Below are 14,820 nucleotides of genomic sequence, written 5' to 3'. Positions count from 1 at the left end.
GGCCGGATCGGGCAGGACGAACGCGGAACGACATCTTCCGCGCCCTCATCGTCCCACCCGCCGCCGACATTGTCTGTCGACCGAACGGAGGACGCGACGGCGGGTCGGACGAGGGGATCAGACCGGTTCGGCGACGTCGTCCACCACGCGCCGGTGGCGCCGCGCGGCCACGATCGAGTCGACGCTCAACATGACCAGCGCGACCCACACGAGCGCGAACCCCACCCACCGTTCGAGCGTCATGGGCTCGTGGAGCACCCATACGCCGATGATGAACTGGATGATCGGCGCGACGAACTGCAGCAGGCCGATCACCGTGAGGGGGACGCGCCGGGCACCGGATGCGAACAGCAGCAGCGGTACGGCCGTGACCGCGCCGGCGAGCAAAAGGAGAACGGTGTGCAGCACCCCGGCCGTGCCCAGCGTGATGCCCGTCAGGTTCGCCACGAAGATCAGCTGGATGACGGCGACCGGCAGCAACCACATCGATTCGAGGGTCAGCCCGCTCACGGCATCCACCGCGGGACCGATCTGCTTCTTCACCAGTCCGTAGAAGCCGAACGAGAAGGCGAGGGTCAGCGCGATCCACGGGAAGGCGCCGTATCCCACGACGATCACCAGGACCGCGGCCACGGCGATACCCACCGCGATCCACGGCAGGAGCCGCAGACGCTCGCGCAGCACGACGACACCCAGCAGCACGGTCACGATGGGGTTGATGAAGTAGCCGAGACTCGTCTCGATGACGTGCCCCGTGAGGGCACCGAAGAGGTACGTCTGCCAGTTGACGTAGATGAGCACACCGGCGACCGCGGTCAACAGCATCAGCCGCGGTTGCCGCACGATCGCGAGGAACGGGCGCCACGCGCGCAGCACGGTGAGAAGCAGCAGGCAGAAGACGAACGCGAGGAGGATGCGCCAGGCCACCACCTCGAACGGGCCGGTCGGCTTCAGCTGCAGGAAGTAGATGGGCAGCACGCCCCACAGCAGGTAGGCGCCCAATGCGTACAGGGCGCCGCGGGTGCTCCCGCCGGTCGGAGCGGAGGGAGCGGGGGTCACCGATACAGCCTACGCGCGCCCCCGAGGCGGCGACGGTCGCGCACCCGCGCATTCCTGCCATCGCGTGGCGAGCGCTCCGCATCGTCCATCGACCCCCGGGGACGACGCGCGCCCCCGCCCTCCCCCGGGGACGACGAAGGCCCCGGATGCCGAGCACCCGGGGCCTTCGATCGAGTCACGCGATCAGCGGACGACGACCGCCAGGACGTCGCGAGCCGAGAGCACGAGGTACTCCTCGGCGCCGAACTTGACCTCGGTGCCGCCGTACTTGCTGTAGAGCACGCGGTCGCCGACGGCGACGTCGAGGGGGACACGGTTGCCGTTGTCGTCGATACGGCCGGGGCCGACGGCGACGACTTCGCCCTCCTGCGGCTTCTCCTTGGCGGTGTCGGGGATGACGAGACCACTCGCGGTGGTCTGCTCAGCCTCGACCTGCTTGATGACGATGCGGTCCTCGAGCGGCTTGATGGAAACCGACACGGTCTACCTCTTCTTTCTCGTTACAGAAGACTTGTCAGCACTCACGCGGGGAGAGTGCTAATCCGAGTGTAGAGAAGCGCTGGCACTCACGCAACGCGAGTGCCAGCACACTCCCCCGCCTAGGCTGAATCGGTGGATACCAGCGAGCTGACCGCCCTGCTCACGCCCGACGGCCTGCGCCTGCTCGACGAGCTCGGTCCCATCGGCTCGACCGACGAGGCCGCCCGCGCGGTGTCGCGGCTGCGGGCGGCCGGGCACTCCCCCGACCTCGTGTCGGCGGTCGTCGGCCAGGCCCGGCTCCGCGTCCGAGCGACCGCGAAGTTCGGCGCGTTCGCCGACCGCATGCTCTTCACCCGCGCGGGGCTCGAACAGGCCACGCGCCTTCCGATCGCCGCGCGTCACGCGGGCCGCTTCCGCGCCGCGGGCGTGTCGAGCGTCGCCGACCTCGGCTGCGGTATCGGCGGTGACGCGCTCGGGCTGGCGGGACTCGGCATCCGGGTGCACGCGGTCGACGCCGACGAGGTGACCGCCGCCATCGCGGCGTACAACCTCGCCCCGTTCGGCGACGCCGCCACGGTGGCGCACGCGCGCGCCGAAGAGGTCGACCTGACGGGGACGGATGCCGTGTGGCTCGACCCTGCACGCCGCACGGCGGGCCACTCCGAGACGCGGCAGGTCGCCTCCGGCGAATGGTCGCCGTCGCTGGACTGGGTGTTCGAGCTGCTGCGGAGCACCCCGGGCGGGGTCAAGCTCGGCCCCGGCTTCGATCGCGCGCGGATCCCCCACGACGTCGAGGCCCAATGGATCAGCGCCGACGGCTCGACCATCGAGCTCGTCCTCTGGGCGGGGGCGCTCGCGCGCGAGAACGTGCGACGGGCCGCGCTCGTGGTGCGCGGCACCGACGCGTGGGAGCTCACGGCTCCGGCGGACAGCCCCGACGCCGAGCCGAGGGACCTGGGCGCCTTCGTGCACGAGCCCGACGGCGCGGTCATCCGCGCCCGGCTCATCGGCGAGGTCGCGCGAGCACTCGAGGCGGGGATGCTCTCGCCGCAGATCGCCTACCTCACCTCCGACGCACCGCTGACGAGTCCGTTCGTGCAGTCGTTCCGGGTGCGCGAGCAACTGCCCGCCGACCCGAAGAAGCTCGCACAGGCGCTGCGGGCGCGCGGGATCGGCACGCTCGAGATCAAGAAGCGCGGCGTCGACGTCGACCCGGCGGCGCTCCGCCGGAAGCTCTCGCTCCGCGGAGACGAAGCGGCGACCCTGCTGCTCACCCGCGTGGGGTCGACGCGCCTGGCTCTGCTGGCCGACCGCGTCTGACGCCCGCCGGGCTCCCGCGCCTCAGCGCACGGCGAGCTGCGAGAACCCCCAGATCAACCACCCTGCGCTGAACACGACGGCCAGCAACGACAGGGACAACGCCCACACGGCCACGCGCCGGCTGTCGTGCGCGCGTCTTAGCGACAGGATGGCGAGGATCGCCCCGATCACACCCAGGGGAAGCAGCCACCCGGTGATGAGCGCGGCGACCAGCGCGAGGATCGCCACGGCGAGCGCCCACGGCGCCAGCGAGGGCGGGGGTTTCGGCGCGGGCGGGACGTACGGGATCAGGTGGTCGCCGAAGGCCGCCATCTCCAGCTGCGCGGTGGGGAGGCGTTCGGGGTCGTCATCCGCGATCTCCGGGCGCTCGCCCGCGGGCACCATCCACGGCCGACGCGGGTCGATGGGCGCCGCGGCCGACTCGGGGGTCTCCTTGCGCGCACGGCGCGTGGGCGGGGTCTGATCCGTCACGGCGACCGGGTCTCGGCATCCGGAGCGGGGGCATCCGGGTCTTCGGCGACCTGGATCTCGGTGACGGGAAGGGTGGAGTCGGCTCCGAAGGCGAGGGTCGACGGGCGCCGACCCGAGGCGATGAGCTCCGCGGCGAGAGCGGCGATCATCGCGCCGTTGTCGGTGCACAACCGCAGCGGCGGAATGCGCACAGCGACCCCCGCCGCCGCCGCGCGCTTGAGGGCGACGTCGCGCAGGCGCTTGTTCGCGATCACGCCTCCGCCCAGCAGCAGCCGGGGCACGCCGTACCGCGCGCACGCGTCGAGGGCCTTGGTGACGAGAACGTCGACGACGGCCTCGCGGAAGGATGCCGCGACATCGGCGACCGGTACCGGTTCACCGGTCGCCTCGTGCTGCTCGACCCAGCGGGCGACCGCGGTCTTGAGCCCCGAGAACGAGAAGTCGTAGCGGTGGGATGCCATGTCGGAAGCGCGTGAGAGCCCTCGCGGGAAGCGGATCGCCGTGGGGTCGCCGCTCGCCGCCGCGCGGTCGATCTCGGGCCCCCCGGGGTAGGGGAGCTTCAGCAGCCGCGCGACCTTGTCGAATGCCTCGCCCGCAGCGTCGTCCATGGTCTCGCCGAGCAGCTCGACGTCGCTCGTGAGGTCGCGGACCAGCAGGAGCGAGGTGTGCCCTCCGCTGACGAGCAGGGCGACCGTGGGGTACTCGAGCTCCCCCGCCTCGGCATCCAGGATGTCGGCGGCGATGTGGCCCACGAGGTGGTTGACCGCGTAGAGGGGCTTGTCGAGCGCGACGGCGAGGCCCTTGGCCGCCCCCACCCCGACCATGAGCGCTCCGGCGAGCCCCGGGCCGCTCGTCACCGCGACGGCGTCGAGGTCGGCGAGCGTCACGCCGGCCTCGGCGAGCGCGGCGTCGATCGAGGGCTGCAGCGCTTCGAGGTGGGCGCGCGCCGCAACCTCCGGGACCACGCCACCGTAGCGGGCGTGCTCGTCCATGCTCGAGGCGATCGTGTTGCTCAGCAGCGTCCGGCCGCGCACGATGCCGATGCCGGTCTCGTCGCAGCTGGTCTCGATGCCGAGCACGAGGGGCGCGTCCATCAGCACCATCCCTTTCCGGTGGGCGACGAGGTCGCGGAAGCCGACGGCGCGTCGGACGCCGCGACACCGGGCGCCGCGCCGCCCGAGACCTCGGCGCGCCGGGCGGCCCACCCCCGCAGGTCGAGCTGCATCACGATCGCGTCCACGTCGTCGGGCTGGTAGTAGCGGGGGCGTCGCCCGACCTCGGCGAACCCCTCCGACGCGTAGAGCGCCTGCGCCACCGGATTGTCGGCGCGCACCTCGAGGAACACGTCGTGCACACCGCGTGCGACGGCCTCATCGAGCAGCGTGGTCAGCAGGGCCCGCCCGCGCCCGCGTCCGCGAGCGGCCGCCGAGATCGTGATGGTCTGGACGTCGGCATCCCGAGCCCCCCGCACCGCGCGCAGGCCCGCGTACCCGACGAGACGCCCGGCTTCTTCGACGACGACGTAGAAGCCGTGCGGGGAGGCGAGCTCCTCGCGCATCATGGCCGCGCTCCAGGCGTCGGTGGGGAACGACGTGCGCTCCAGGTCCATGATCGCGTCGAGATCGGCGGCGGTGGCCGCGCGGGTCGACATCAGCTGACCCTTTTCGGCGCGTGGGCGGCGACGACATCGGGGCTGCGCAGGTAGAGCGGCTCTGCGCCGGTGAGGGTGCGGTCGGCGTCGAGCGCCCGCGCCGCGACGAGGGCGATCATCGCCGCCGACACGCTCGTGGCGTCGTATCGCCGGGCACCGATCTCGTCGAGGCGCGCGTCGAGGTCGTCACGCGGGCTGAGGGCGGCGTCGGAGAGGCGCACCGGTAGACCGTCGTCGTCGAGGCCGTCGTAGACGCTGAAGGCGAATTCGCGTCGCCGCGCATCGGTCACCACGGCGAAGCGCCCGGTCTCGGTGCCGGTCAGGGCGTCCGCGAGCTGGACGCCGAGGGCGACACCGTCGTGGCTGGGCACCGGCACCACCGGGACGCCGCGGCCCAGCGCGTAGACGCGCGCCGTGGCGATACCGACCCGCAGACCGGTGAACGGACCCGGGCCCATGCCGACCGCCACGTGGGTGGGGGCGACGGCGGACGATGCGCGGCGCAACAGGTCGCCGATGACCTCGGCGTGCCCGAGGGGATTGGCGCTCTGTTCGTCGGCGAGCACCTCCCCGTCGCGCGCGATCGCCGCGACGGCGGTGCCGAGCGAGGTGTCGATGCCCAAGATCACCGTTCCAGGGTATCCGCCGCCCTCCTCCCCCGAGCGTCACGGCATCCGCCGGCCCCTCCGCTCCGAAGAAAGGGCATGGATGCCACGGCACTCGGGCTGCGCCGCATGGTCGTCCCCACGGGGGTCGGCCCCGTCGTCGTGCGCGCGGGGAGGGCGTCGGGCAGTCCGGTCGCGACCGTGCTGCTGCACGGCGCGGCGGGGTCGTGGGCCACCTGGGCGCCGATGATCGCGGCGTCCGACGATCTCGGGCTCCCGCTCTCGGACATCGTCGCGATCGACCTGCCCGGTTGGGGCGAGTCCCCCGGCCCGGTTCCCGCGCCCGCCGACCTCGCCGTCGCCGTCGCGGCGGTGGCGCGCGCGCTCGGCTATCCCCGCTGGCGCATCGTGGGCCACTCGCTGGGCGGAGTGATCGCCCTCGACGTCGCCGCGCGCTTCCCCGCCGAGACGGTCGCCGTGGGCGTCGTCTCCCCGAGCGGCGCGGGCGCCCGCGCGGTGATGCAGCGCCCGCTGATCGGCGGGGTCCGCCTGCCCTGGCTCGCGGGCATGGTGCTGGCCATGCGCATCCTGCGCGCACTCGGTCGTCTCGCCCGCCCCCTGCTACGCGTCCTGCGTCGAACGGGGGCGCTGCGCACGCTCGCGCGGCCGCTGTTCCGGCATCCGGAGCGCGTCGACCCGGCCGTGAGCGCGGCACTGGCCGACGAGATCCGCCCGTCGGCCTTCCTCACCGCCGCGCGCATGTCGCGCACGCACGATGACGGCGTCTGGCGCCGCATCGCCTGCCCGATGCGCTCTGTGCGCGGCGCGCACGACGTCTTCGTCGCTGCGGAGGACTCCCGGGCCTGGGCTCGCCTGATGCGCGACGTCGACGACCGCGTCCTCGCCGACAGCGGGCATTTCGCCCACGTCGAGCAGCCCGCCGAGACGCTGCGCGCCCTGCGCGAGGTCTGGGCGGCCGCACGGACGCCGCAGTCTCCGCGACCGCGCCGCCGTGGCGCCGAGCCCCGACGCGGGCGCGCGACGCCGGCGACCTGACGAGAGCGGCCGTGCCGTCAGGGACGATGCGAGATCGTCACGATGCGCGGGGCGTCGGCGTCGAGTTCGACGGTGTGTACGGCGATCTCGCCGCACGCGTTGTCGACGCCGCGACCGCCGGTCTGCCGCGAGATCTCGATCTCCCACCACGCGTCGGCCAGGTATTCGGCGACGCCACGGCCCCACTCCACGATCACCGCGCTGTGGGCGACGTCGATGTCGAGGTCGTCGAGCTCCACGGCGGCGCCGAGTCGATAGGCGTCCACGTGCACCAATGGCGTCCCGCCGACCAGCGAGGGGTGCGTGCGCGCGATCACGAACGTGGGGCTCTGCACCGGCCCCCGGATGCCGAGTCCCTCGCCGATGCCGCGGGTCAGCGTCGTCTTGCCGGCGCCGAGGGGCCCCGTGAGCACCACGACGTCCCCGGGCTCGAGCGCTCGCCCGATCCGTCGTCCGAGCTCCTCCATGTCGGCGGGGGCCTCGACCACCCGCTCACCCAGCAGCGCCTCCGGAACGCTCACGCGTGCACCTCCCGTCGGGGGACGCGCGCACCCACGCGCGTGACGATCTCGTAGTCGATCGTGTCCGCGGCATCCGCCCAGTCCCGCGCCGAGGGCGCTCCGAGCGTCGGATCACCGAAGAGCACGACCTCGTCGCCGACGGCCACGGGGTGCTCGCCGACGTCGACGACGAACTGGTCCATCGCGATGCGACCGGCGACGGTGAAGCGGCGACCGCCGATCGACACCGGCCCGCGGCCCGACGCCTGACGCGGAACGCCGTCGGCATAGCCGAGCGGCACCAGTGCCAGCGTCGTGTCGGCCGACGTGCGGTAGTCGTAGCCGTACGAGACGCCGGTCCCCGCGGGAACGCGACGCACGGCCGCGACCGCGCCCCGCAGGGTCATCGCGGGCCGCAGACCCAGGTCGGCCGGGGTGCGGTCGGCGAAGGGCGAGACGCCGTAGAGCCCGATGCCGATGCGCACGCAGCCCAGGCGGGCCTCGGGGAGCGCGATCGCGGCGTTCGTCGCGGCGATGTGCCGCAACGGCGGCTGCAGGCCCGTCGACGCCGCCAGCACCACGCCCTCCTCGAATCGGGCCAGTGCCGCGCGGTCGTCGTCGAGGCTGGTGTTCGACAGGTGCGAGAAGAGCCCGACGACGCGCAGACGGCCGATGCGCTCGAGACGGGCCGCCTCGGAGAACACCACCCGCCAGTCCGCCGGGGCGATGCCGTTGCGCGAGAGCCCCGTCTCGATCTTGAGGTGGACGGCCGCGGGGCGGTCCTCCGTCGCCGCCTGAGCCGCCCGCAGCAGTTGATCGAGGTCGGAGATCCCCAGCTCGATCCCCTCACGGACGGCCTCGTCGAACGACGCCCCGGGGGCGTGCAGCCAGGCGAAGAGCGGAGCGCGGATGCCGGCCCGACGAAGCGCCAGGGCCTCGGAGATGTCGGAGACGCCGATCCGCGCGGCCCCACCGCGCAACGCGGCCACCGCCGACCGGTGCGCCCCGTGCCCGTAGCCCTCGGCCTTGACCACCGCGATCACCTCGGCGCCGGTGAGCGCTCGCAGGTGCCGCACGTTCTCGGTGATCGCGTCGACGTCGACCAGCGCTTCGCGCAGCACGCCCGGTGCCATCTTCATGCGGTGTCCTCTCGGGCCGGAACGGGAATGGATGCCGGATGCGAGGGCTCTCCGCCCGCGTGGGGAGTCGTGGCCGGAACCGCCTCGGCGATCACGTACGCCGTCGCCAGCCCCGCATCGTGCGACATCGAGAGGTGCAGCGCCGTGATGCCGCGCGCGGCGACGGTGGACGCCGTCTCGCCCCGCAGGGCGAAGACGGGGCGCCCCGAGGGCTCGGAGGCGATCTCGATATCGGTCCAGTGCACGCCGTCCGACCCGCCCAGCGCCTTGATGAGCGCCTCCTTCGCCGCATACCGCGCGGCGAGCGACCGTGGCTTGAGAACCCGCTCCGCGGGCGCGAACAGGCGCGCGAGAAGCCGTGGCGTCCGCGCGAGGTGCTCCTCGAACCGCGGCACGTCGACGAGGTCGACGCCGATTCCGACGATCATGCGGCCTCCTCCCGGCATCCTGTCCATTCTGCCGGTGTCCGCCGACGTCGGTCGCCCTTGTCGGCGCCGGACGCAGGGGGATCGGCGTCCGATGCGGCCCGCGGCGGGGCGGACGCCTCGGACCCCGTAGACGGAGACGACGAGGGGGCCGGATGCCACGGCATCCGGCCCCCTTCCATCGGCGGTCCTACTCGACCGTCACCGACTTCGCCAGGTTGCGCGGCTGGTCGACGTCGAGGCCCTTCGCCTCGGCCAGTCCCATCGCGAAGATGTGCAGCGGCACGACGGCGAGCAGCGGCTCGAAGAGGGGAGCCGCGAGAGGGATGCGCAGCACCTCGTCGGCGGCGGGGAGCACGGCGACGTCTCCCTCTTCGGCGATCGCGATGACGCGGGCGCCGCGCGCGCGGATCTCCTCGATGTTCGAGACGACCTTCTTGTGCATCTCGCCCGAGCCGCGGGGGCTCGGCACGACCACGAAGACCGGCTGCCCGGGCTCGATCAGGGCGATCGGCCCGTGCTTCAGCTCGCCCGCGGCGAAGCCCTCGGCGTGGATGTACGCGAGCTCCTTGAGCTTCAGCGCTCCCTCGAGAGCGATGGGGTAGCCGACGTTGCGGCCGAGGAACAGCACCGAGCGGGTGTCGGCCATCCAGTGCGCGAGCTGCTCGATGCGGGTCTGCTCGGACTCGAGGACGCGCGCGATCTTGCCGGGCACCGCCTCGAGCTCGGTGACGGCCTCGACGGCGACGACGGGGTCGATGGCTCCGCGCACCCGCCCGACGTGCAGGGCGAGCAGGTAGAGCGCGGTGATCTGCGCGACGAACGCCTTCGTCGAGGCCACGGCGACCTCGGGGCCGGCGTGCGTGTAGACGATGGCATCCGACTCGCGAGGGATCGTGGCGCCCTGGGTGTTGCAGATCGACAGCGTCTTCGCGCCGCGCGAGCGGGCGTACTTGACGGCCATCAGCGTGTCCATGGTCTCGCCCGACTGGCTGATCGACACCACCAGCGTCCGGGACGAGAGCACCGGGTCGCGGTAGCGGAACTCGTGCGCGAGCTCGACGTCGACGGGAACGCGGGTCCAGGTCTCGAGGGCGTACTTGCCGACCATTCCGGCGTAGGCGGCGGTGCCGCACGCGATGACGAGGATGCGGTCGATGTCGGCGAGGAAGTCGTCCATCCCCTCCAACTCGGGGATCTCGACCCGACCCTCGTGGATGCGGCCGCGGATGGTGTTCGCGACGGCCTCGGGCTCCTCGGAGACCTCCTTGGCCATGAACGACGACCAGCCGCCCTTCTCGGCCGCCGACGCGTCCCACGTGACCTCGAAGGCCTCGACCTCGACCGGGGCGCCGGAGAAGTCGGTGACCTCGACGCCGTCGGGGGTGATCGCCACGATCTCGTCCTGCCCGATCGCGAGCGCGTTGCGGGTGTGCTCGACGAAGGCGGCGACGTCGGATCCGAGGAAGTTCTCGCCCTCGCCGAGGCCGATCACCAGCGGGGAGTTGCGGCGCGCGCCGACGACGAGGCCGGGGTGGTCCTCGTGCATCGCGAGGAGCGTGTAGGCGCCCTCCAGGCGCGACACGACGGCGCGGAAGGCGGCGACGAGGTCTTTGGACCGCGCGTACTCGCGGCCGATCATGACGGCTGCGACCTCGGTGTCGGTCTCGCTGCGGAAGCTGAAGCCCTCGCCCACGAGCTCGCTCTTGAGTTCGGCGAAGTTCTCGATGATGCCGTTGTGGATGACGGCGAGCTTGTCGTCATCGGCGAGGTGGGGGTGCGCGTTCGCGTCGGTGGGTCCGCCGTGCGTGGCCCAGCGGGTGTGCCCGATGCCCGTCGTGCCGTTCGGCATCGGCGAGGACTCGAGATCGTCGCGCAGCACCGCGAGCTTGCCGGCGCGCTTGCGCATGCCGAGAGCGCCGTCACCGTCGATCACGGCGATGCCCGCGGAGTCGTACCCCCGGTACTCCAGACGCGAAAGGCCCGCCAGAAGGATGTCCTGGCTCTGCCGAGGACCCACGTAACCGATGATTCCGCACATGGTCACCGAGTCTACGCGGCGGGGCTGAGGGAACCCCTCCGCGCCGTGCCCCGAGCGGCGACCGGGCGCGGCGCCGCCCGTCGGACCGCGGGGATGCGGTCAGAGCTTGCGCAGCAGCACCGACTCCACGGTGTGGTCGGCGCCCTTCTGCAGCACGAGCTTGGCGCGATGCCGGGTGGGCAGCACGTTCTCCTCGAGGTTGGGCAGGTTGATCTCGCGCCAGTACCAGAGGGCCCGCTCCACCGCCTCCTCGTCGCTGATGTCGGCGAAGACGCGGAAGAACGAGGTCGGGTTCGTGAAGGCGTTGTCGCGCAGGGCGAGGAACCGATCCACGTACCAGCGCTCGATGTGGGCGGCGTCGGCATCGACGTAGATCGAGAAGTCGAACAGATCGCTCACCGCGACCTCGTTCGGAGACGGCGGCGGCTGCAGCACGTTCAGACCCTCCACGATCACCACGTCGGGCCGGTGCACGCTCACGTGCGCATCGGGCATGATGTCGTACCGCACGTGGGAGTAGAACGGCGCCCGCGCCTCCTCCGCCCCCGACTTGACCTCGCTCAGGAACTCCACGAGCGCCCGACGGTCGTACGACTCGGGGAATCCTTTACGGTCCATGAGCCCTCTGCGCTCGAGCTCCGCGTTGGGGTAAAGGAACCCGTCGGTGGTGACCAGCTCCACCCGCGGGGTGTCGGGCCACCGGCTCATGAGCTCGCGCAGCAGGCGGGCGATGGTCGACTTCCCCACCGCCACCGATCCGGCGACGCCGATGACGAAGGGGGTCGTGGCATCCGGTTCGCCCAGGAACTCGCTCGTGTCGGCTCCCAGTCGCCGCGTGGCCCGGGCGTACAGGCTGAGCAGACGACTGAGCGGCAGATACACCTCGGCGACCTCGCGCGGATCGAGGCGGTCGCCGATGCCCCGCAGCTGCACGATCTCGTTCTCGGTCAACGGCTGCTGGAGACCCCCGGCCATGCGGGCCCAGTCGTCGCGGTCGATCTGACGGTAGGGGCTCAGCGACGGTGCGGAAGCGGTCGTCTCGGCGGCGGACACCCGCTCATGCTACCCGCGGGGGCCGCACCACCCGGCGACGCACGCCCGGCGCCGTTCGCTACGCTCGGACCGTGCGCTTGGGAGTCCTCGATATCGGCTCGAACACCGTCCACCTCCTGGTGGCCAACGCCCGGGCGGGAGGACGGCCGACCGCGACGAGCTCCCACCGCTCGGTGCTCCGTCTCATGCGCTATCTGCTGCCCGACGGATCGATCTCGCCCGAGGGCGTCCAGGGCCTCGTGGATGCCGTGACCGCCGCCTGCGAGCGCGCCCGCGCCGAAGGGGTCGACGAACTGCTCGCCACGGCGACCTCGGCCGTGCGCGACGCGACGAACGGCGAAGACGTGATCGCCAGGATCGAAGAGGTGCTCGGGCAACCGCTCCAGGTGCTCGGCGGCGAGACGGAGGCGCGCTTCACCTACCTCGCCGTCCGACGCTGGTTCGGGTGGTCGGCGGGGCAGATCCTGCTGTTCGACATCGGCGGCGGCTCGCTCGAGATCGCGGGCGGCGCCGATGAGCTCCCCGACCTCGCCGAATCGGTGCCCCTGGGCGCCGGACGCTCGACCGTGCAGTTCCTCCCGCACGACCCCCCGAGCGACGCCGAGATCGACGCCCTCCGCCAGCACGCGGCATCCGTCCTCGCTCCTGTGGCCGAGCGGTTCGCCGCGCTCCCCCGCCCCGACCACGTCATCGGGTCGTCGAAGGCCATCCGCTCGCTCGCGAAACTCGCCGGCTACCCGGTGCCGGGATGGTCGGGCATCGACCGTATGGTGCTGCCGCGCAAAGAGCTGAAGGACTGGATCCCCCGGCTCGCCCGCATCCCGGCCGACGCACGCGAGGCCCTGCCGGGCATCACCGCCGATCGCACATTCCAGATCGTCGCGGCGGCGGTCGTCGTCGAGCGTGCGATGAAAGCCATGGATGTCGAAGAGCTCGAGGTCTCGCCCTGGGCGCTGCGCGAGGGCGTGCTCCTGCGCTACATCGAGTCGCTCGAGTACTGACCGCTGCGGCGCTCCGCGCCCCGCCACCCGCCGCCGACACCGAGACCCCTGAGCCTGTCGACGGGACCGGGCCCCGCCCGCGAACTCACTCGCACAGACGACGAAGGCCCAGGCACCCCGCACGGGGTCCCTGGGCCTGTCGAATCGACCGGACCTACAGCGCCAGACGCTCGCGCACGACCTCGGCGAGACGGTCGGCGTGGGCGCGGGCGACATCCTCGGATGCCGCCTCCACCATCACGCGCACCAGCGGCTCGGTCCCCGAGGCGCGCAATAGCACGCGACCGGAGTCGCCGAGTTCTGCGGTGGATGCCGCGACCTCGCGCTGCACGACCTCGTCGGCGACGCCGTCGCGGTCGACACCGCGCACGTTGACCAGTACCTGCGGGTACACGGTCATCAGCGAGGCGAGCTCGCCGAGCGTCTTGCCCTGGCGCGCCATCTCGGCCACCAGGTGCAGACCCGTGAGCAATCCGTCGCCCGTCGTGGCGAACTCGCTCATGATCACGTGACCCGACTGCTCGCCGCCGAGGGAGTAGCCGCCCTCGTTCATGGCCTCGAGCACGTACCTGTCGCCGACCGCGGTCTGCAGCACCCGGATGCCGTGCTCCTGCATCGCGCGATGAAGACCGAGGTTGCTCATGACCGTCGCCACGAGGGTGTCGTCGACGAGAGCGCCGCGCTCCTTCATCGCCACCGCGAGGATGGCCATGATCTGGTCGCCGTCGACGACGTTGCCCTGCGCGTCGACCGCGAGGCACCGGTCCGCGTCGCCGTCATGGGCGATGCCGACATCGGCGCCGAGGCGCACCACCGCCTCCGCGAGCACGTCGAGGTGGGTCGAGCCCACGCCGTCGTTGATGTTCAGGCCATCGGGGTCGGCACCGATGACGGTAACCTGCGCGCCGGCGTCCTTGAACGTCTCGGGAGACACCCCGGCCGCCGCGCCGTGGGCGCAGTCGAGCACCACGTGGATGCCGTCGAGCCGGTGCGGGAGCGAGCCGAGCAGGTGCAGCACGTAGCGGTCCTCGGCATCGGCGAAGCGTCGGATGCGACCGACACCGGCACCGGTGGGCTGCAGACGCTCCCCCTCGAGGGCGCGCTCGATGCGCTGCTCGACGATGTCCGGGAGCTTGGTGCCCCCGCGCGCGAAGATCTTGATCCCGTTGTCGGGAGCGGGGTTGTGCGACGCCGACACCATCACGCCGAAGTCGGCGTCATGGTCGGCGATGAGGAAAGCGGTGGCGGGGGTGGGGATGACGCCCGCGTCGAGGACATCGACGCCCGACGAGGCCAGGCCTGCGGCGACCGCAGCCGCGAGGAACTCCCCCGAGACCCGCGGATCACGCGCGACGACGGCGGTGAGCCGGCGGCCTTCGGCCTTCCGCGCCTCCGCAGAACGGCCCTGGCCCAGGACGACAGCAGTCGCCTGGGCCAGGTGCAGCGCGAGTTCGGCGGTGAGGAGGCCGTTGGCCAGCCCCCGCACCCCGTCCGTGCCGAAGAGAGGCATACGGAGGGTCGAACTCAGCGCTTGGAGTACTGAGGCGCCTTGCGGGCCTTCTTGAGACCGGCCTTCTTGCGCTCCTTGACGCGAGCGTCGCGCGAGAGGAAGCCGGCCTTCTTGAGGGTCGGGCGGTTGTTCTCGGCGTCGATCTCGTTGAGCGCGCGGGCGATGCCCAGGCGCAGCGCGCCGGCCTGACCCGAGGGGCCACCACCGGAGATGCGCGCGATCACGTCGTACGAGCCCGCGAGCTCGAGCACCGTGAACGGGTCGTTGATCAGCTGCTGGTGCAGCTTGTTCGGGAAGTAGTCCTCGATCGTGCGGCCGTTGACCGTGATCGTGCCCGAGCCGGGAACCAGACGCACGCGGGCGATGGCCTGCTTGCGACGGCCGACGGCTGCGCCGGGAACCGAGAGCACGGGGCGCTCGGCCGCGACGACCGACTGCTCGGCCGGCGTCTCGGTGCTGTAGTTGCTGGAGTCGATGTTCGACACTGTTTCGTCCTTATCCGGCGGCGC

General features: G+C 72.1%; 16 protein-coding genes. 3 read left to right on the top strand and 13 right to left on the bottom strand.

The window, feature by feature from the left end; genetic code table 11:
- Positions 1-117: 117 nt before the first annotated feature.
- Positions 118-1,059, bottom strand: a complete 942-nt coding sequence (rarD, locus tag AB0N80_RS05610) for an EamA family transporter RarD (RefSeq protein ID WP_363578034.1) — start codon at positions 1,057-1,059, stop codon at positions 118-120.
- Between the two features lie 183 nt (positions 1,060-1,242).
- Positions 1,243-1,539 carry a co-chaperone GroES gene (groES, locus tag AB0N80_RS05605; protein ID WP_013583903.1) on the bottom strand — a complete coding sequence of 99 codons (297 nt, stop codon included), beginning with the start codon at positions 1,537-1,539 and terminating at the stop codon, positions 1,243-1,245.
- Positions 1,540-1,671: 132 nt separating this feature from the next.
- Here groES and AB0N80_RS05600 point away from each other — a divergent pair, with 132 nt between their 5' ends.
- On the top strand, positions 1,672-2,859 hold the full coding sequence (locus tag AB0N80_RS05600; protein WP_363578032.1) for an SAM-dependent methyltransferase: 1,188 nt from the start codon (positions 1,672-1,674) through the stop codon (positions 2,857-2,859).
- Positions 2,860-2,880: 21 nt separating this feature from the next.
- On the opposite strand, the gene AB0N80_RS05595 is transcribed toward AB0N80_RS05600, so the two are convergent.
- From AB0N80_RS05595 to tsaB, 4 genes are read right to left on the bottom strand one after another with little or no spacing between them, the layout of a single operon-like run.
- Entirely contained in the window at positions 2,881-3,330 is a 450-nt protein-coding gene (locus AB0N80_RS05595; RefSeq protein WP_315993532.1) for a hypothetical protein, read from the bottom strand.
- Positions 3,327-4,424 carry a tRNA (adenosine(37)-N6)-threonylcarbamoyltransferase complex transferase subunit TsaD gene (tsaD, locus tag AB0N80_RS05590; protein ID WP_363578030.1) on the bottom strand — a complete coding sequence of 366 codons (1,098 nt, stop codon included), beginning with the start codon at positions 4,422-4,424 and terminating at the stop codon, positions 3,327-3,329. The genes AB0N80_RS05595 and tsaD overlap by 4 nt, the downstream gene beginning before the upstream one ends.
- Positions 4,424-4,981, bottom strand: a complete 558-nt coding sequence (gene rimI, locus AB0N80_RS05585; protein WP_363578028.1) for a ribosomal protein S18-alanine N-acetyltransferase — start codon at positions 4,979-4,981, stop codon at positions 4,424-4,426. Before rimI ends, tsaD begins: the two co-directional genes overlap by 1 nt.
- Positions 4,981-5,610, bottom strand: coding sequence for a tRNA (adenosine(37)-N6)-threonylcarbamoyltransferase complex dimerization subunit type 1 TsaB (gene tsaB / locus AB0N80_RS05580; RefSeq protein WP_363578026.1), 630 nt, complete (start codon positions 5,608-5,610; stop codon positions 4,981-4,983). The genes rimI and tsaB overlap by 1 nt, the downstream gene beginning before the upstream one ends.
- Positions 5,611-5,685: 75 nt before the next feature.
- Between tsaB and AB0N80_RS05575 the strand changes: the two genes are divergently transcribed.
- Positions 5,686-6,642 carry an alpha/beta hydrolase gene (locus tag AB0N80_RS05575; protein WP_363578024.1) on the top strand — a complete coding sequence of 319 codons (957 nt, stop codon included), beginning with the start codon at positions 5,686-5,688 and terminating at the stop codon, positions 6,640-6,642.
- Positions 6,643-6,659: 17 nt separating this feature from the next.
- Here the strand turns inward: AB0N80_RS05575 and tsaE are convergent, their stop codons facing one another.
- The 5 genes from tsaE to coaA form a co-directional block, all read right to left on the bottom strand.
- Complete coding sequence (gene tsaE / locus AB0N80_RS05570; RefSeq protein ID WP_363578186.1) at positions 6,660-7,109, bottom strand: tRNA (adenosine(37)-N6)-threonylcarbamoyltransferase complex ATPase subunit type 1 TsaE; 450 nt, start codon at positions 7,107-7,109, stop codon at positions 6,660-6,662.
- Between the two features lie 50 nt (positions 7,110-7,159).
- A complete protein-coding gene (gene alr / locus AB0N80_RS05565; RefSeq protein WP_363578022.1) occupies positions 7,160-8,281 on the bottom strand; it encodes an alanine racemase in 1,122 nt (373 codons plus the stop codon).
- On the bottom strand, positions 8,278-8,709 hold the full coding sequence (locus tag AB0N80_RS05560) for a holo-ACP synthase (RefSeq protein WP_363578020.1): 432 nt from the start codon (positions 8,707-8,709) through the stop codon (positions 8,278-8,280). Before AB0N80_RS05560 ends, alr begins: the two co-directional genes overlap by 4 nt.
- 187 nt (positions 8,710-8,896) lie before the next feature.
- Entirely contained in the window at positions 8,897-10,747 is a 1,851-nt protein-coding gene (gene glmS, locus AB0N80_RS05555) for a glutamine--fructose-6-phosphate transaminase (isomerizing) (RefSeq protein WP_363578018.1), read from the bottom strand.
- Positions 10,748-10,846: 99 nt separating this feature from the next.
- Positions 10,847-11,800 (bottom strand): type I pantothenate kinase, encoded by a 954-nt coding sequence (gene coaA / locus AB0N80_RS05550; protein WP_363578016.1) that lies wholly within the window; start codon positions 11,798-11,800, stop codon positions 10,847-10,849.
- A gap of 71 nt (positions 11,801-11,871) precedes the next feature.
- Between coaA and AB0N80_RS05545 the strand changes: the two genes are divergently transcribed.
- The gene (locus tag AB0N80_RS05545; protein WP_315993541.1) at positions 11,872-12,801 is read left to right on the top strand and encodes a Ppx/GppA phosphatase family protein; all 930 of its coding nucleotides are present in this window, start codon (positions 11,872-11,874) and stop codon (positions 12,799-12,801) included.
- 154 nt (positions 12,802-12,955) lie between these two features.
- Here the strand turns inward: AB0N80_RS05545 and glmM are convergent, their stop codons facing one another.
- Together glmM and rpsI are read right to left on the bottom strand one after the other, a co-directional pair.
- Positions 12,956-14,311: a phosphoglucosamine mutase gene (glmM, locus tag AB0N80_RS05540; RefSeq protein ID WP_363578014.1), complete on the bottom strand. Its 1,356-nt coding sequence runs from the start codon at positions 14,309-14,311 to the stop codon at positions 12,956-12,958.
- A 14-nt stretch (positions 14,312-14,325) separates the two neighbouring features.
- Entirely contained in the window at positions 14,326-14,796 is a 471-nt protein-coding gene (gene rpsI / locus AB0N80_RS05535; protein ID WP_058597862.1) for a 30S ribosomal protein S9, read from the bottom strand.
- Positions 14,797-14,820: the final 24 nt, after the last annotated feature.

The organism is Microbacterium sp. NPDC089188 (assembly GCF_040685155.1).
In the GTDB taxonomy this organism is placed as follows: Bacteria; Actinomycetota; Actinomycetes; order Actinomycetales; family Microbacteriaceae; genus Microbacterium; species Microbacterium galbum.
The sequence above is the reverse complement of the archived record's forward strand: the minus strand, read 5'-3'. Positions and strand labels throughout refer to the sequence as shown.

Excerpts from the sequence above, each read along its gene's own strand:
- AB0N80_RS05560 (WP_363578020.1), bottom strand. The coding sequence starts at position 8,709 with ATGATCGTCGGAATCGGCGTCGACCTCGTCGACGTGCCGCGGTTCGAG.
- glmS (WP_363578018.1), bottom strand. The coding sequence starts at position 10,747 with ATGTGCGGAATCATCGGTTACGTGGGTCCTCGGCAGAGCCAGGACATC.
- tsaD (WP_363578030.1), bottom strand. The coding sequence starts at position 4,424 with ATGGACGCGCCCCTCGTGCTCGGCATCGAGACCAGCTGCGACGAGACC.
- AB0N80_RS05575 (WP_363578024.1), top strand. The coding sequence starts at position 5,686 with ATGGATGCCACGGCACTCGGGCTGCGCCGCATGGTCGTCCCCACGGGG.
- alr (WP_363578022.1), bottom strand. The coding sequence starts at position 8,281 with ATGAAGATGGCACCGGGCGTGCTGCGCGAAGCGCTGGTCGACGTCGAC.
- glmM (WP_363578014.1), bottom strand. The coding sequence starts at position 14,311 with ATGCCTCTCTTCGGCACGGACGGGGTGCGGGGGCTGGCCAACGGCCTC.
- rimI (WP_363578028.1), bottom strand. The coding sequence starts at position 4,981 with ATGTCGACCCGCGCGGCCACCGCCGCCGATCTCGACGCGATCATGGAC.
- tsaE (WP_363578186.1), bottom strand. The coding sequence starts at position 7,109 with ATGGAGGAGCTCGGACGACGGATCGGGCGAGCGCTCGAGCCCGGGGAC.